The 16,246-nt window shown below is 38.6% G+C and carries 13 protein-coding genes and 2 pseudogenes; 8 read left to right on the forward strand and 7 right to left on the reverse strand.

Annotation, left to right across the window (positions count from 1 at the left end; genetic code table 11):
• The first annotated feature begins 17 nt into the window (after positions 1 to 17).
• The gene (locus ACX27_RS02855; protein ID WP_062288145.1) at positions 18 to 902 is read left to right on the forward strand and encodes a carbohydrate ABC transporter permease; all 885 of its coding nucleotides are present in this window, start codon (positions 18 to 20) and stop codon (positions 900 to 902) included.
• A 245-nt stretch (positions 903 to 1,147) separates the two neighbouring features.
• Positions 1,148 to 1,747, forward strand: a complete 600-nt coding sequence (locus ACX27_RS02860; protein WP_062288162.1) for a pentapeptide repeat-containing protein — start codon at positions 1,148 to 1,150, stop codon at positions 1,745 to 1,747.
• Between the two features lie 96 nt (positions 1,748 to 1,843).
• Here the strand turns inward: ACX27_RS02860 and ACX27_RS02865 are convergent, their stop codons facing one another.
• The 4 genes from ACX27_RS02865 to fraC all read right to left on the reverse strand — a co-directional run bounded on the left by ACX27_RS02865 (position 1,844) and on the right by fraC (position 5,835).
• Positions 1,844 to 3,163 carry a 2Fe-2S iron-sulfur cluster-binding protein gene (locus tag ACX27_RS02865; RefSeq protein ID WP_062288165.1) on the reverse strand — a complete coding sequence of 440 codons (1,320 nt, stop codon included), beginning with the start codon at positions 3,161 to 3,163 and terminating at the stop codon, positions 1,844 to 1,846.
• Positions 3,164 to 3,354: 191 nt separating this feature from the next.
• Positions 3,355 to 4,062, reverse strand: coding sequence for an ABC transporter permease (locus ACX27_RS02870; RefSeq protein WP_418006676.1), 708 nt, complete (start codon positions 4,060 to 4,062; stop codon positions 3,355 to 3,357).
• A 141-nt stretch (positions 4,063 to 4,203) separates the two neighbouring features.
• Positions 4,204 to 5,235: a septal junction protein FraD gene (gene fraD / locus ACX27_RS02875; RefSeq protein WP_062288169.1), complete on the reverse strand. Its 1,032-nt coding sequence runs from the start codon at positions 5,233 to 5,235 to the stop codon at positions 4,204 to 4,206.
• Positions 5,236 to 5,280: 45 nt separating this feature from the next.
• Positions 5,281 to 5,835, reverse strand: coding sequence for a filament integrity protein FraC (gene fraC, locus ACX27_RS02880; protein WP_269465095.1), 555 nt, complete (start codon positions 5,833 to 5,835; stop codon positions 5,281 to 5,283).
• A gap of 287 nt (positions 5,836 to 6,122) precedes the next feature.
• On the opposite strand from fraC, the gene ACX27_RS02885 reads away from it, so the two are divergent.
• Complete coding sequence (locus ACX27_RS02885; protein ID WP_062288172.1) at positions 6,123 to 7,259, forward strand: cob(I)yrinic acid a,c-diamide adenosyltransferase; 1,137 nt, start codon at positions 6,123 to 6,125, stop codon at positions 7,257 to 7,259.
• Positions 7,260 to 7,363: 104 nt separating this feature from the next.
• Positions 7,364 to 8,086 carry a glutathione S-transferase family protein gene (locus ACX27_RS32210; protein ID WP_158507335.1) on the forward strand — a complete coding sequence of 241 codons (723 nt, stop codon included), beginning with the start codon at positions 7,364 to 7,366 and terminating at the stop codon, positions 8,084 to 8,086.
• A 696-nt stretch (positions 8,087 to 8,782) separates the two neighbouring features.
• On the opposite strand, the gene ACX27_RS02895 is transcribed toward ACX27_RS32210, so the two are convergent.
• A complete protein-coding gene (locus ACX27_RS02895; protein WP_083468653.1) occupies positions 8,783 to 9,805 on the reverse strand; it encodes an IS4 family transposase in 1,023 nt (340 codons plus the stop codon).
• A 607-nt stretch (positions 9,806 to 10,412) separates the two neighbouring features.
• Here ACX27_RS02895 and ACX27_RS02900 point away from each other — a divergent pair.
• On the forward strand, positions 10,413 to 10,922 hold the full coding sequence (locus ACX27_RS02900) for an Imm1 family immunity protein (protein ID WP_062288178.1): 510 nt from the start codon (positions 10,413 to 10,415) through the stop codon (positions 10,920 to 10,922).
• Between the two features lie 113 nt (positions 10,923 to 11,035).
• Here ACX27_RS02900 and ACX27_RS02905 read toward each other — a convergent pair.
• Positions 11,036 to 13,072, reverse strand: a pseudogene (locus ACX27_RS02905) (elongation factor G); the annotation flags it as partial.
• Between the two features lie 281 nt (positions 13,073 to 13,353).
• Here ACX27_RS02905 and ACX27_RS02910 point away from each other — a divergent pair.
• The 3 genes and pseudogenes from ACX27_RS02910 (at position 13,354) to ACX27_RS02920 (ending at position 15,314) form a co-directional block, all read left to right on the forward strand.
• Positions 13,354 to 14,281, forward strand: a pseudogene (locus ACX27_RS02910) (tetratricopeptide repeat protein).
• Between the two features lie 86 nt (positions 14,282 to 14,367).
• Complete coding sequence (locus ACX27_RS02915) at positions 14,368 to 14,916, forward strand: phosphate-starvation-inducible PsiE family protein (RefSeq protein WP_062288183.1); 549 nt, start codon at positions 14,368 to 14,370, stop codon at positions 14,914 to 14,916.
• Positions 14,917 to 15,071: 155 nt separating this feature from the next.
• Positions 15,072 to 15,314 carry a hypothetical protein gene (locus tag ACX27_RS02920; protein WP_062288186.1) on the forward strand — a complete coding sequence of 81 codons (243 nt, stop codon included), beginning with the start codon at positions 15,072 to 15,074 and terminating at the stop codon, positions 15,312 to 15,314.
• 386 nt (positions 15,315 to 15,700) lie between these two features.
• Here ACX27_RS02920 and ACX27_RS02925 read toward each other — a convergent pair whose 3' ends face one another.
• The gene (locus tag ACX27_RS02925) at positions 15,701 to 16,246 is read right to left on the reverse strand and encodes a DUF1349 domain-containing protein (RefSeq protein ID WP_062288189.1); all 546 of its coding nucleotides are present in this window, start codon (positions 16,244 to 16,246) and stop codon (positions 15,701 to 15,703) included.

Genomic DNA, 16,246 nt, shown 5'->3' on the forward strand with positions numbered 1-16,246 from the left:
ACAAGGAAAATTAATAGATGCCAAAGATATATACTAATAAATCATGGTTAGATAATGATACATTCGCCGCCTGGACTTTTCTTGCACCCGCATTAATTTTATTAGGAATTTTTGTAATTTGGCCGATCGCCTATTTGTTTTACCTGAGTTTCACGGCTGGTAGTTTTACATCTACAGGAACTTATTGGGTAGGTTTAAAAAACTACTGGCGCTTGCTACTTAACCCTGATTTTTTGCAAGTTTTAGGCAACACAATTTATTTTACCCTGGCGACTGTCATTCCCAGCTTAATTATTCCTTTGGGGTTGGCAGTGTTATTAAATCGTTCTCTAGCTTTGCGGGGAATGTTAAGAAGTGCCTACTTTTTACCTTCCATCATTTCTCTCGTCGCTGCTGGTTTAGGATTTCGCTGGCTGTTTCAAACCACTGGCCCTATCAACGGATTTTTAAATTCATTTGGTATTGCACCAATTCCCTGGCTAGGAGATATTTTTTGGGCAATGCCTGTGTTAATTATTTTAAGTATTTGGAAACAATTAGGTTTTAATATGGTTGTTTTTTTAGCTGGGTTGCAAGCAATTCCTCCCAGTCGCTATGAAGCAGCCGAATTAGATGGTGCAAATGCTTGGCAACAATTTTGGTATGTAACTTTACCAGGATTACGCCCTACTTTAATTTTCGCCACCATCACCACAGCAATTTTCACATTACGCAGTTTTGAACAAGTTTACGTAATTACTGGAGGCGGCCCTTTAAATTCAACTAATTTATTAGTTTACTATATTTATCAAGAAGCCTTTGGTCAATTTGATTTTGGTTATGCGGCGGCGGCGGCGACAGTTTTGTTAGCTGTAACTTTAGTTTTAGTGTATTTCCAATTACAAACTTGGGGCGAAGAATAATTATTTTGATTAGTGAGTAACAAGATCCCTGACTTCTTCAAGAAGTCGGGGATATTTTATGATTATTTCCTGACTTATGTCAGCATTTTTTGTTGTGAAAAACACATTTTTTAGCTTATTTTACGTGAATTATTCAAATATTTTTTGATTTCTCATTCAGCTAATTATCTTGATTGGTGTAATCTCGATATACAGTATCTCTCACAATTGAGCTTTGCAATTATTGACACTCTGAGGTGAGTCACATGAGAAATTTTGCTGGTGTACAGGAATTAATCTCTAGCCAAATTCCCGAAAAATCTAGTCAACAGCAGGATTTCAGTGGGCGTGATTTGCGAGGAATTGATTTAAGTGGTGCTAACTTGCGGAGAGTAAATTTAAGCAGTGCTAATTTAGCTGGTGCAAAATTAACTGGTGCAGACTTAAGTGAAGCAGATTTAACCGAAGTAAATTTGAGTAATGCTGATTTAAGTTATGCTAATTTGTGTGAGTCTTGCTTGTGGCGATCGCAATGTACTAACAGTAACTTTTGGGGTGCTTCTTTGTGTGGTGTAGATTTCACCGAAGCAGACTTGAGCTATGCCCAATTAATTGAAGCCTCATTAATAGAAGCTAAATTAATCAGAGCAAATTTGCAAGCAGCTAGTTTATCTGGTGCCATATTATTAGAGGCTAATTTAACCGAAGCAAATTTACATAGTGCTGACTTGACATGGACTAATTTAACTAAAGCCAACTTATTAAACGCCAATCTTTGGGAAACAAAAATAATCTATAGCAAACTCCGGCATACAATTATGCCTGAAGGCACAATTTATAAACCCGAAATTATGATTATTCATTAATTGATTTGCTAAAACTTTTAAACCCGTCTATGCGGGTTTTGTTTTTGTAGCCTGCGACTTCAGTCGCTAAGGCTTATTTACAAGCGCAGGAATTTTTTAAATATCCAACACTAATTTAGAGCTACTGGGTTGAGAAATACAAATCAACACTGAACCTTCATCAATTGTTGCGCCTGGTTCTTCTTGATAAGCCACTTCTCCTTCACGGAGTTTACACATACAAGTACCACAAACTCCTATCCGACAACTAAAAGGCGCATCAATATCATTAGCTTCGGCAAATTCTAAAATAGTGCCATCGCTTGGTTGCCATGTTAAAGTCTTACCAGATTTAGCAAAGACAATTTCTGCAAATTCTTCGCCTTGAGTTGCAGTTTGAGTTGATTTTGGTGACTCAGTTTTTATCGGGTTCCCAAAAGATTCAAAGAAAACTTTATTATTAGGTACTCCAGCCGCTTTAAGTCCTTCAGTAACAGACTGAATAAATGGAGTTGAACCACATAAGAAATATTCCGCTTCTTGTTGACATAATTCCTGTACTAACGCTGCATCAACATACCCCACACTTTGATATTTACCTGCATCTTCCGTCCTAGGACGACTGTAGCGAATATGTACATTTAAGTTAGGATTTTGTTGGGCAATTGCCATAATTTCATCATGAAAAGCATGGAATTGACCATCTCTAGCACCATGTATAAACCACACCGGACGCTGAGGATTTAGCCAAGTACAAGCTTTCGCCATACTGATCATCGGTGTAATTCCGACACCATTACTAATCAAGACTGCGGGGGTAGATTTATGCACATCCAGCGCAAATTTACCATTTGGTGGTTTGGCGGGAATAACTGCTCCTTCGTGAATGCGATCGTGCATAAAATTAGATGCTATACCAGGCATCACATCTAATCCATTAGGTGCAGGTTCGCGTTTAATAGAAAGACGATAATATTCACTCTTTTCAGAATAATCAGAAAGTGAGTAAGTCCGAATTACAGGCTTATTATGTCCGGGAATATCAAGTTTAATCGTCAGAAATTGCCCTGGTTGAAAGTTGGGAATTTCACCTTTATCCTCTGGTTGTAAATAAAAAGATGTAATTTCTTCGCTTTCTTTTACCTTGCGAACCACGACAAAATTTCGCCAGTCTTGCCAAACATTGCTGTCGGCTGTGGAAATGTCGGGAGTGGATTTATCTTCACTATCTTTACCTGTATAAACCAAGCCGAAGATAGCACCAGCCGCCGCGCCAAATAGTGAGGAATAAACACCAAATTGATGGGCAGATTTATCTTTAGGATTGGCAAACCCAATAATAATAGCAGTAGACAAAGTAACCACTGAACCAACGGTAGCTGCTGCGGCAACGCTTCTGATGAATGGATGGTTAATTCTTCCCAGACTTTCCAGCATTGTTCTTTTCTACCTCAGACTTTTAGTTATGTTGGTATATACCTGCGAAGATTCTGGTTTCAGTCGTTTTACCGAAAGATTATCAGCATCCTACCGTTCGTTTTTATTCCCTTTAGTTCTCTTTAGATTTACTTTAGAAATTCCTCATGAATTAATTAAGAATTACAAACAAGTTCTGATTTCACTACTATTTAAAACTCCCGCTTGGAGAAGACAAAACTAGCGATCGCCAGCAGCATAATGCAATAAAGTACGCCATAGCCGGCATTTGTGATTAATATAGTTGCATTCGGTAAGGCTTGCATTCCATACACCGCATCATTTTTTAAATCTAAGCGCGATAAATCTGGCAAAATGAGATACAACCCTTGGGTGATACGTTCCATTGTGGGGTTTTGACTCAAACGTCCAAATTTCACCACATCTTGGCTAATATTCCCCAATAAATACACAGCAAAGGTTAAAGTTACCGCCAGTAAAGCATTAGTGAAAACACCCAATGTAATCGCCACAGCGTTGATTAAAGATATCTGTAAAAACAGAAAAACTCCAGCAATCACAATACTGAGTGTGGGATGAGGGATATTCTCTATTTGCAGAAATACTAGATAAATAGCCGTCATAGTGGTAATTAACACAGCCAACACTGCTGACAAACCCAGAAATTTGCCAGCAATAATTTCACTGCGGCTGACTGGTTTGGCAATTAGCACTAAAATAGTGCGTTTATCAATTTCTTTTTTCACCAGTCCTGTACCAATAAATACGGCGACAATTAAGCTAATGACATTAATAGCCACTATCCCAAAGTCTAATAACATCTTGTTTTCAGTAGTCGCCGCAAATTCCGGTAGTACTCGCCAGCGATCGCCAGCACTAAAGTATAAAAATCCAATCACAATATAAAATGCGATCGCGTACTACTTCCTGAAATACATTTTTCGCAATTACAAAAGTTCTCATTGGTTGTTAAAAGTGCTGAGTGCTGAGTTGTCATGGATATACTCTCCCTTGTCTCCCTTGTCCCCCCTCCCACAAAATTACTGTTGTGGTGGCGGGGAACCAGCAATAAACTTACTAACGCGATCGCATTCTATTTCCCCGACAGCAATTTTGTCCTCTGGGTTTGTGCTTGTAATGGCTTTTTTGGTTGACGTTGCGACTGGATCAATCCGACAAGATTTTTTCAGATAATATCCTTTTTGACTAGAACTAGGGCCACGCCAAATACTCAGCAAGTCTAAAACATATCCGCCTGATTTTGTATTCGTCACTCGCGGTTCAACTTGCCACAAAGCTTTTTCTTCATATTGTCCTAGGTGTTTTTCGATAACTCGATTGCCTAAATTTCCTACTTGTAATTTGGCATCAAGTAGCCATTTTTCTACCTGTGACCAAGGTCTGCCATCAATTTGTTGTTCTACTAGCGGTTGCAGTTTATCCAAAATAATCACGCCATTTTTTGGCACTTTTTCGCTAATATCTGTTCTTCTGACAAAGGTACTACGTTGAAAATTATCGGCTAGTAAACTAGGATATTCTTTTAACCATTTATCCATTACAAAATAAAATTGCAGCCAGCAACTTAAAATCATGCAACTGGCAACTAAAATCAGAATTTTTTGCCTCACTTCTGGCTTAGGAATTTGCGCTTTAGAATCTGTATCTGTGCCTTCAACAAATTCGGGAATTGCTGTAATTAAAGCCGATATCGTTGGCCAAAGCACAATGGTTCTGGGTGTAATTACATCCTGCTGATTACCAAAAGCAAACACACTGACTAAAAATCCTGTAATTAATGCACCCACAGGCATAAACGTACCAGGAACTCTGATGGGATCATCGGTGGTATACCAAGCTGTACCAGCAATTAAAAATAACCAGCCACAAAATGCAATGATATCTCTGATATAACCATTAGCAAAATAAGATAAAAATCCCGAAAACACACTCAAATAAATCAATGTCTGCCAAGCATAGGCTTGAGAGGGAACTAAAATTTTTCTGACTCTGGCATAGACATCTTCAACAATTTTAACTATGCCAAAAAAATCTTTAAACAAGACATTCATTTTTTTACCCCTAATTTATGGATGTGGCAAAATAATTAATAGAAATTAGCGATTGCGAATCAGCAAAATAATCGTAATTACGGTATAACTAAAAGAATTTGCGATTAATGTTGTAGTAACTAAGTTAGTAGTTTGCAATTTGATTCCTGGGATGCTGCGCCGTAGCTGTCGGCGCTGAGATGTTTCAACAATTTCTGGTTTTTTCCAACCATCTTCTCTTAAGGTAAATACCAAAAGCTGTAACAACAAAAATTTCATTAAAAAAGTAGCAAAGAAAATAATCGAAGTCGTAAAAATTAACGTGGCTTGGGTAGTGGGAGAACGAAAATTATTAAAAAATACATAGTTAATTAATTCCGATTTAAATTCTGGAGGTAGCGTCGGTTCTAAGATAAAAAATATTACCCAACCAATAGTTCCCGAAAAGAGATTAGTGGCGATCGCATAAAAAATACTGGTTTTTTTGTCAAACTTTAACCGAAAATTGAAAACATAAGCTTCAATCGGGATTGCAACCAGGAAAAAGAGCAAATTAAACAACATCACGCCAATCGGCAAAAGTCGCGGTGGGGTAGGTAGAGTAAAAATGTCGTTTAGCATAGTCAGGTAGGTTTGCAGTGAAAGGGTAAGGACAAAATGGGGATAATCAGGCTGATGTAGGCAATCACACATTCAGGTATCAAAGCTAAACTGAGAGCTGATTCTGAATTGTGCTGTATGGGATGGCGATCGCTGTTTACCATCTTGGTGTGCCAGTATACCCCTATTTACCCTGTTAATATATCCTGCTAACTCTTGTATGGAAGTACCCAACCGAGATTTTTTATATCTGGAAGTGTAAGAGGTTAGGTAAGATTAGAGACTGCCACGTTACAGGTTTTTGAGAGATGACAAGGAACGGCATTGGAATTCGCACAGCACAAGCACGTTCTGAGCGACTCACAGGTCAAATTCACGTTTATGATGGTTTGGGTAAAGGCAAATCCCAAGCGGCTTTAGGGGTCGTACTGCGCTCAATTGGTTTAGGAATAAATACTCAAAATAATTACAATCGCGTTTTACTGCTGCGCTTTTTAAAAGGGCCAGAACGTGATTATGATGAAGATGGTGCGATCGCAGCCCTACAGCGTGGATTTCCTCATTTAATTGATCAGGTACGGACGGGAAGAGCCGAATTTTTTAGTGCTGAAGAAATTATCCCTTACGACCGCCAAGAAGCAGCGCGGGGTTGGGATGTTGCCAAAGGTGCGATCGCTTCTGGTTTATATTCGGTAGTAGTATTAGATGAACTTAACCCCGTCCTCGATTTGGGTTTGCTACCAGTGGATGAAGTGGTAAGGACATTAAAAGCTAAACCCCAAGAATTAGAAATTATCGCCACCGGACGCGGCGCACCAGAAAAATTGCTAGAAATTGCTGATTTACACTCGGAAATGAAACCGCAACACCACCCCATCGCCCAACAGCTATTAATTGAGGGGATTGAAATTTATACCGGTGCAGGTAAAGGTAAATCAACCAGCGCCTTGGGGAAAGCTTTACAAGCCATTGGTAGGGGGATTAACCATCCCGGTTCTACCCGTGTGTTAATTATGCAATGGCTCAAAGGTGGGAGTGGTTATACAGAAGATGCTGCGATCGCCGCCTTGCAACAATCATACCCAGAAGTGGTAGATCATCAACGTTGTGGCAGAGATGCAATCGTGTGGCGGAATTCCCGGCAAGAATTAGATTATGTCGAAGCCGAACGCGGTTGGGAAATTGCTAAAACTGCGATCGCTTCTGGGTTGTATAAAACGATAATCTTAGATGAACTCAACCCCACCGTCGATTTAGAACTCCTCCCCGTCGAACCCATTGTCCAAGCCTTACTCCGCAAACCCCGCGACACAGAAGTGATTATCACTGGACGTTGCCAACAACAACCTGCTTATTTTGATTTAGCCAGTATCCACTCTGAGGTATACTGCCACAAACACTATGCTAATCACGGCGTAGAACTCAAACGGGGAGTTGATTTTTAAATGGATAATACTAATGTGCTGGATTTAGCAACTGGCGGATTAGCGATCGCTATTTTGCTTGGTGGGATGTTGATGATGTTCTCAACTATCTTGACCACCAAGAAATGATTACTTTATACAAGACACCGCCGCTTTGGGGGCTACCCAGCTTTAGTCCAGCTTGTATGAAGCTCGAAACTTGGTTGCGTATGGCCAAGTTAAATTATCAAAGTGATACATCACTCAACTTTGCCATCGCCCCCAAAGGCAAAATTCCCTTTATTGAGTACCAAGGAAAGCTCATAGGTGATTCTACTTTAATCATTGAAATGTTTAAGTTGGAAGCGGGTATAGACTTGGATGCAAACTTAACACCTACTGAGCGAGCCATTTCCTTAGCTTTTCGCCGGATGATTAAAGAAAACATCTACTGGGGAGAAGCTTACATCCGTTACCAAGTTCCAGAAAATTGGCAAGTTTACCGGGAAGCTTTAATTAATATATTGAGTCCTGTTGTGCTAGCCGCAGAATGTGAATTGATTGTTGCAGATGCTTGTGAAACTATTTGCACCCAACTCTACAATCAAGGTATGGGTCGTCATAGCGATCAAGAAATTTATCAAATTATTACTGCTGATTTCCAAGCCCTTTCCGATTTTTTAGCAGATAAATTATTTTTTATGGGTGAACAACCCACAACTTTAGATGCAACTGCTTATGCTTACGTCGGTAATTTAATTAAGCCCTCTTTGAAACATTCAATTGTGGATTATGTACTGCAATTAGAAAATCTCTGCCAGCATTATGAGCGTATGAATCAGCTATTTTTCAGCGACTCGGAAGTTTAGTGATTGGTGAACAAGCAGGGCTTCTTAAGCAACCAAAATAATGTTATTTCTTAATTTGATGATAAAAGCTAGATAGACTAAGGCTTTTGAGAGCCAGTGCTGCCTAACTTCCTTATGGGGTCGGGGTTTGAGCAACTCTACAAGGAAGCACGTTGTTCAGAATAACAGCAAAATGGTATCTGTCGGAGTTGGTTACTGAGCCAATTAGCACCTCTAACCATGCACTCAGGGCAAACATCACCGTAACTATCACCCTGATTGCTACACACAATTAATCTCGCTTCCCCCATCTGGAACTGTTGATGACATATTAAGCATATTTGCTTAGTTTTTAAACTGTTGCATTCAATTTGAAATTGCATAATTTTTTATCCTAAAAATTTTTTGCTTTTACGTTTTCAAAAAAATGCGCTTAGTTTTTAAAATAAACCTGTTTTAAGCAATTGGACTTCTATCAAATGAATAAAACTAGATAAATTAAATTAATTTACAAAAGAAAAACCCCATCAATTAAAATTGACAGGGTGTGGAGGTTTGTGTTTGCTATAAATTGGAAATTGGGGAAATTAAATAAGCATATTACTGATAACATCTTTACTCTGCCAACTTTTCCTCTATCTTTAGAATCAGAAATGTTGAATGATGATATAAAACTTTACATAAATAATTACACGGATTCTAAGAAGCCAAAAAATGTCAACATAACATCATCTCTTCAAACCAATGAACATAACTGATTTTCTGACACATACAAGACTGAAGATAGCGAAATTTATCTAATAATGTATTACCCCATTGTTCAGGAATAGAGACAAGCTGTAAAATCAGATAAGCAATCAGGCTAGTATAAATTTGGATAGTGATGCCATTGAGGTTTTTGGTAATTAATTTATCCAACTTTAAGTGCATCTTCAAAAACTTCCATAACAATTCAACGCTCCAGCGTAATCGATAAATATCTCGAATTTCATCATCACTAACAGCCGTTTCTCCCGTAGCAGGTAAGTTAGTCACTAACCGAAATTCGGTTTGAGTTTCTAAATCGCAAAAACTCACCACTCTATAGGCATTAGCATCATGAGATGCGCCAATTTTGATTAAGCCAGTTGACTCTTGAAATTCGAGTTTCCAATTGTTTTTAATCCGGAGAACAAAGTATTTTTTGTCCTGGACTAATTCTTGGATAAATTTAAATCCGGCAAACCCCCTGTCCATTACCCCCACAGCATCCGTTGGCAAATTTGAGAGCATTTTTGAACCAAAATTATAATCATGGTTATGCCCAAAATTAATGAAATTATCTTCAGGTGTTCCTGTAGCTAAATTCAGCGAACTAAACAGTTTTACCTGATGAAATCCTAAAATCCATAACAACTTACTCGTCAAAGTAATAATTGTAGAATCAATTGGACAAATAGCATATTTATCGTGTAATTTTTTGTTATTTACCTGTTGGACTAACTTATTTAATTTTTCATAAATTTCTTGAAATGGTTGTTGACTTCGATGCAAATTAGCTTTTGAGAAAGTCGAAATATCTACGGGATATCCTGTATTATTTAACCGCTTAAACACATCTCGCATACTTGTTAAGCTGTTGTCCAATACATAAGATAGCCAGCACTCGACAAACAGACGGCTGTTCAAGACTGGATAATCATTTTTTGGCAGTTGGCTCAGGATATCTTTGACAATTTTAGGAAATCTATTTATAATCACTATCAAACAGATATATTTATGTTTATCGCCCAAATTTTACCAAACTTTGGGCGATTTCTATCGGGTTTTTCTTAACATTCAACACTTCTGGCTTCAATTATAGAACTTGATATTAGCAAATACGAAAGAGCTTTATTAGAACATAAACTGATAAATAATGACCCGCACTATTTTAATGATTTAAATATATTTAGAGCTAAATTGTGTAAATATCCTGAATTAGAGGCATATCTAGAAGAACAAAAGCATCAATATCTGCAAACTTTAGATATCACCACAGCAATAAAAAAATATAATCAGTAATGATTCCCTTTCAATATCACCTTGGGAGAAGGAAAATATTGACTTTATCAACAACTGTACTGTTGAGGAATATACTCAATGGCTTGAAAAAGGTGATGCTGGTTTATCTGATATGGTTAAAGAGTTTTTTAAGTTCGGTTTACCTGCATCCCAGAAATTAGAGCAAGCTATTCGCATATTAGCGAAAAAGAGTAAATTAAATAAAAGTAGAGCTAAGTCTCTTTACAATATAGATATAGATAATTTGCCTAATAGATGAAAACTGAATATTAAAAGTTACTGTTCCAAAAACAAGGAGCAAATAATGTTTGTATCTAAACTATATACAGATAAATGGCCAGGAAATAAAAATGAAGAGACTGTTATTGAAAACCCTAATTGGCAACAAATTAAAACAGCTATTTGTGAGTTAGATGGTAAAAGTAAAACTTTAGTTAGTTTAGAGGCTGATGATCAAAGTTATATGATGATTGGTGGAGGTAATCATGGTCAATATATTGTTACTGCCACTTTAGATAACGATATTTTTTATTCTCTTTTACATCCTGTTGATTATGAAATATTCAACTCAGATAACTCTGTTAAAGAAAATAATTTATCTATTTTTTATCAAGCATTAATAAATACAAAAAACAAGAACGCTGATTCTGCTAATGAGCAAAAATTAGTCGTAGGTGGACAAGCAGGAAATTATTCTCAGAAAATTTGCGTTAATTTACCCCAATGCTTAATAGCTGCAATCACATTTGCTGAATCAGGTGAACTTGAATCCTTATTTACTTGGCAAGAAGATGAATCTTTAGTATTAGTATAAAAATGTGTAAACATCCTGCCTATTAAAAAATTAACTGTTGTGCAACAAGAAATTGGAGTGATAAATATTACCACTCCAAGATTCTGAATAGAGAAGACATTTTTTACTCAATATTACTTGCCGTTACCATTACCATTACTGTTACCAGCAAGCACACGTTCGGCAAGTTTTTCTGGTACTTCTTGCAGGTGGTCATATTCCCAGTGGAAGGAACCAACGCCTAAAGTGAGCGATCGCAACTCTACAATAAAGTTCTGCATTTCTGCTTGGGGCAAATATGCAGAAATATTATCCCAGCCTTGCCAATCTTGTCTGCCTTCGTAACCGAGAATTTGTCCCCGTCTTCCACTCAGCAGTTGCAGTACTTTGGCTGTAAATTCGCTTGGTGTGGTTACTCGTACACGCAAAATTGGTTCTAGTAGGGTGGGTTGAGCTTGGGGTATCCCCGTTTGCATTGCTAAACGCGCGGCTTGTTTAAAGGCTTGTTCGGAACTATCAACTGTGTGATAAGAACCGTTGGTTAGGGTTACAGATACATCCACAACGGGGAAGCCTAAAGGCCCATGCGCCAGAAATTCCCGCACACCGACTTCTACACCCGGAATATACTGTCTGGGAACTACGCCACCAACGATGGTTTCTTTAAAGTTGAAGCCTTCACCCCGTGGTAAGGGTTTGATATCGAGGAAGACATCGCCAAATTGCCCGTGTCCACCGCTTTGATGTTTATAGCGTCCATGTACAGAGGTAACGGGTTTGCGAATTGTTTCTTTATAAGGTACTTGTGGCAGATGGGTAGACATGGGCAAGTTATATTTGCGGCGCAGTCTGTCTAAAGCGACTTGTAAATGAATTTCCCCTTGTCCCCAGAGAATCACTTCGTGAGTGTCACCATGTTGTTCCCAAGCCAGGGAAGGATCTTCTTCTAGTAGTTTAGTGATCGCACTGCTGAGTTTAACTTCATCGTTGCGTTTTTCGGGTGTGATAGCCAACGCATAAACAGGTTCTAACTCTTCGGCTTTCGAGAGCGTGGTTTTTAGCGGTTCTGTGCAGAGGGTATCACCTGTTTTTACGCCTTCCATCCGGCTTAAAGCAATGATTTCGCCAGCCACAGCTTCATTCACAGATTGCTGTTGTTGTCCCATCAAGCGATAAAGTCCACCCGCACGCACACCATTGAGGACAATCCCATCGGTTAATTTACCTTGCCAAATTCGCACTAGGGAAAGTTTACCGCCTTGGGGAGTGTAGTAAGTTTTTAATACCTGTGCTAAAGGTGCTTTGCTGTTGATTGCTTTTAAACGTCGTTCGGCGGTGGTTTCTGGTTCTGGTGCTTCCCGTAGCAATGCTTCTAATAACGGTCTTACGCCATAATCTTGTTCTGCAACCCCAAAGAAGACAGGAACTACTAAGTCTGCTCCTAGTTCCATTTTTAAATCGTTGAGAATTTCTTCTTGGGGTGGTTCAATATCTTCTAATAATTCTTCCAGGAGGTGGTCATCAAAATTTGCTAAAGCTTCGAGCATTTCGGCTCGTGCAGTATGTTCTTCGGCTTTGAGATGTTCGGGGAAGGGAATTTGATCGGCTGGTGCGCCAGCATGATATTGATAAGCTTGTTCGCTCACCATATCAATAAAGCCTGTTAATTGTTCCCCTTGCATGATGGGGTATTGGTGCGCTACCAACGGACGGCTAGAAACTGCTTTTAAGGCGTGTAATGTTTCGAGAACATGAATATTTGCTCGATCCATTTTGTTGACAAAGACAATATGGGGAATTTCCCAATCGTCTAAGAATTTAAATAGAGGAGCTAGGGTGAGGACGCGATCGCGTATGGGTTCGCAAACTACAATTGCTGCATCAACTCCCATCAAAGCATTGTAAGTTTCTTGGGTAAATTCTACGCTTCCCGGACAATCTATAAAGGTAAACCGAGTTCCGTTATAGTCGGTACTGGCGGCGCTAACTTCTACAGTCATTTGGCGATCGCGCGATTCTGCTGCACTATCTCCAACTGTGTTACCATCCTTAACGCTGCCTTTGCGAGAAATCGCACCAGTCACAAACAATAAACTTTCAAGTAAGGTAGTTTTTCCACTTAAATAAGGGCCGACAATTGCAACGTTCCGCGAACCCGTGTTGACTTTTTTCGCTCATACAACCTCCCTTGCGGTAAGTTATGCTTACCTGCACTACCTGTATGTATTTTTTCGGGATAAATATGCTTCCTCTTAACAGAGAATCATCCCGTCTTTAATTTGTAATTATCCTCCTTTTAATCAGATGATAAAAAAAATTGTAGCCAGTCGTAAGATTTAGCTTAAGAAATATTAAGCAAATCAAACTTTAATGGAAAAGTTAAAATATTTGTTAAAACTAACAGCGAGACAAAACTTTTTATTAGCTTAATCTAAATTAGAATTAGCGAAAAATGACGCGATTATTCTATAAATATCCCATAATAGGGTTAATAAATCTCACATTATTGGGTGGTAGTATTTTTTGGCTCACGCCCACAGCTTTACCTGCAAAGCCTGATATATTGCTGGCACAATCATTCAATCAAGCGGCTGTAGATTGGTTAAATCAAGGGTTACAGTTAATTCAAGCAGGAAGAGTGCAAGAAGCGATCGCATCCTTCCAAAAAGCCATTCAGCTAGAACCAAGATTAGCCGCAGCCCATTACAATCTGGGGTTAGCATATAGGCAAAGCGGGCAATTAAAGCCAGCCGCCGACGCATTTTATCAAGCCACCCAAGCCGATCCTCAGTTTGCTCTGGCCTTTGCCAATTTAGGCGGTGCTTTGTTAGAAGGTAATAATGTCCAACAGGCAAATGATTATTTACAAAGAGCGATAGAATTAAATCCCAAGCTGGGTTTTGCACACTATAACTTGGGTTTGGTGAAACAACAGCAACAAAATTGGGAACAAGCGATCGCATCCTTTAAAAAAGCCGCAGAATATAGTAAGAATGCACCAGAGCCTCACTATCATCTGGGTATATGTTATTTGCAACAAGGTAAACTCGATAAAGCCAAAAACTCCTTTCGCCAAGCTATTAAACTTAATCCTAAATATGCAGAAGCTCACTATAATTTAGGAACAATTTGGTTTAATCAAAAGAAATTAAACGAAGCCTTAGCCGCCTTTAGAAAATCTGCCGAATCTAACTCTAATTATCCCAACGCTTATTATGGTGCAGGGTTAGTATTTATGCAGCAAAAAAAAATATGCCGAAGCTGCACAAGTACTGCAATATGCCAGAGATTTATATAAAGCTCAAGGAAATGTTCAGTGGGTACAAAATTCGGAAAAACTGTTGCAACAAGTACAAAATTTAAATTACCAACCACGCTGAGGCGCGAATCTTAATATTAAGTCACAATAAAAGAAATGGGTAGACTAGCTGGTGTGGTGTGAAATTGACCTCATAGGAACATACCAATGCAAAAACGCTTCAAAAGTCGCTTTTTATTTTGCGATCGCTGGCTGGATCGACATTCAATTGCTCGGAATATGGAAGCTTTTCAAGACTTACTTGTGATTGTCTTGTGCTTAAGCTTATTTGCAGTCATGATTATGCAGATATGGAGCATAATTATTGCCCTAACCTACACATTAGACTATAAACAAGTAACTGCCAAAATTCTCTTTGTCTTAATCTTAGTCGAGTTATTTCGACTATTAATGATTTACTTGCAAGAGCATAGTATTTCTGTTGGCGTAGCAGTCGAAGTTACAATTGTCTCAGTTCTGCGAGAAGTAGTAGTTCACGGAGCTTTAGAAATTTCTTGGGTTCAAACAGCCGCCATTTGTGGTTTGTTATTCATCTTAGGCAGTTTACTATTAGTCTGTGCCAAAACACCACACATGGACTGCATAAGTGCTAACACGAAATTCTGTCCCATTGTCTATCAAGGGGGTAGAGAAAAACAACCAGAACAAGAATTTCGCTATTCACATAAGTGTAATGAACATCAACCACTGACATAAATTACCCAATAGGTGATAACTCTGTGGTAATAAAAATCCAACTTTTATTTAAGGCTGCGTCAGCAGCCTTTGTGCTTTTTTCTACGCTTTTGGGGAGATGAACCGCGCTTTTATGGTGAGTAGAAATAAAATAGAAACTTAAATGAGGTCAATATATGACTACTACAGGTAACGGACAATCTCAACAACCTATTAGCAACCTCGAATACGATTTTGTTACCGTATTACATAATAAGGCTGAAGCTGTCAAAGCTTATGATCAATACATCCAAGATGCAGAACAAGCTAATTCTCAACCTTGTGTAGAATTATTCCAAAGACTGCGCCAGTCTGATATAGAACAAGCACAAGAAGTTCGCCGCCATCTTCAACAGGTATTGCAACACGGCAAAATGTAATTGTTTCTAACGTGGCAACAGCCAATGATACAGGAAGCCAACACTTACGGCGAAGCAGTAAGTGTTGGTGATTCAAGCAAGAGGTAAGGTAAACCAGAAAGTTGCACCTTTACCTAGACTGTCAAAACTGCTGTGATATGGTTGAGGGGAATTATAAAAGTATTACAGAGATTTAGTGCCAGTAATAAATATCATGTCCGGCAAATCAGTTATGATTCAGCGCATCTGTGCTGAATGACAAAACTCTTCTTTCCTCTGCACCCTGCGGTCTTGATGATAAGTCTTTTACCGGACACGATATAATTGCTCATAGCATTCCCATTCAATTTGTAAGATGTCATTAAACAGAGTCAGATTCATTTATTTATATTTACTTAGTAATTGTGCTATGGTTGAGTAATTTTGAAATTTTCAAAGACAACTGAAAAACCTTCTCCCTGTGGGGAAGCACACATTATTCCCACTTGTACTGTTTCAGCATGGGTAAGATATGCTAGTCGCAGCATTTGATAATTCTCAGCATCTAGAGAATATTGCACTTCTAATGTTTCTAAACGACGCTGTACCCGCAACCATAAAGCAACTAATTGTTTTGACAAAGGAACTACCGACCAATCTGAATAATCTCTGGTGACTACAGCACTGACATTCTGTACACCTCCAACATACTCAATTCCGCATTTGAGCCAAGTATTTTCGTTTTCTCTAATCATCAATCCGGCTTGGTCATACAAAGCCTGATAATCTCCGATAATTTTGACCTCAACTGTGAAATTCCCCTTGATTTCCTGATAGTAAAAGTTGCCGTTATCACGGATGAAATTATAGTGAGTCTTTTGCCAGAAATCTGTTTTTGCTCCTGCATTTACAGAAATAGATTCTACTTGTTGATTCCAGGTAAAAGGTTCATTGTACCATGTCATTTGAGTCAT

This window comes from Nostoc piscinale CENA21, from assembly GCF_001298445.1.
Taxonomy (GTDB): Bacteria; Cyanobacteriota; Cyanobacteriia; order Cyanobacteriales; family Nostocaceae; genus Nostoc_B; species Nostoc_B piscinale_A.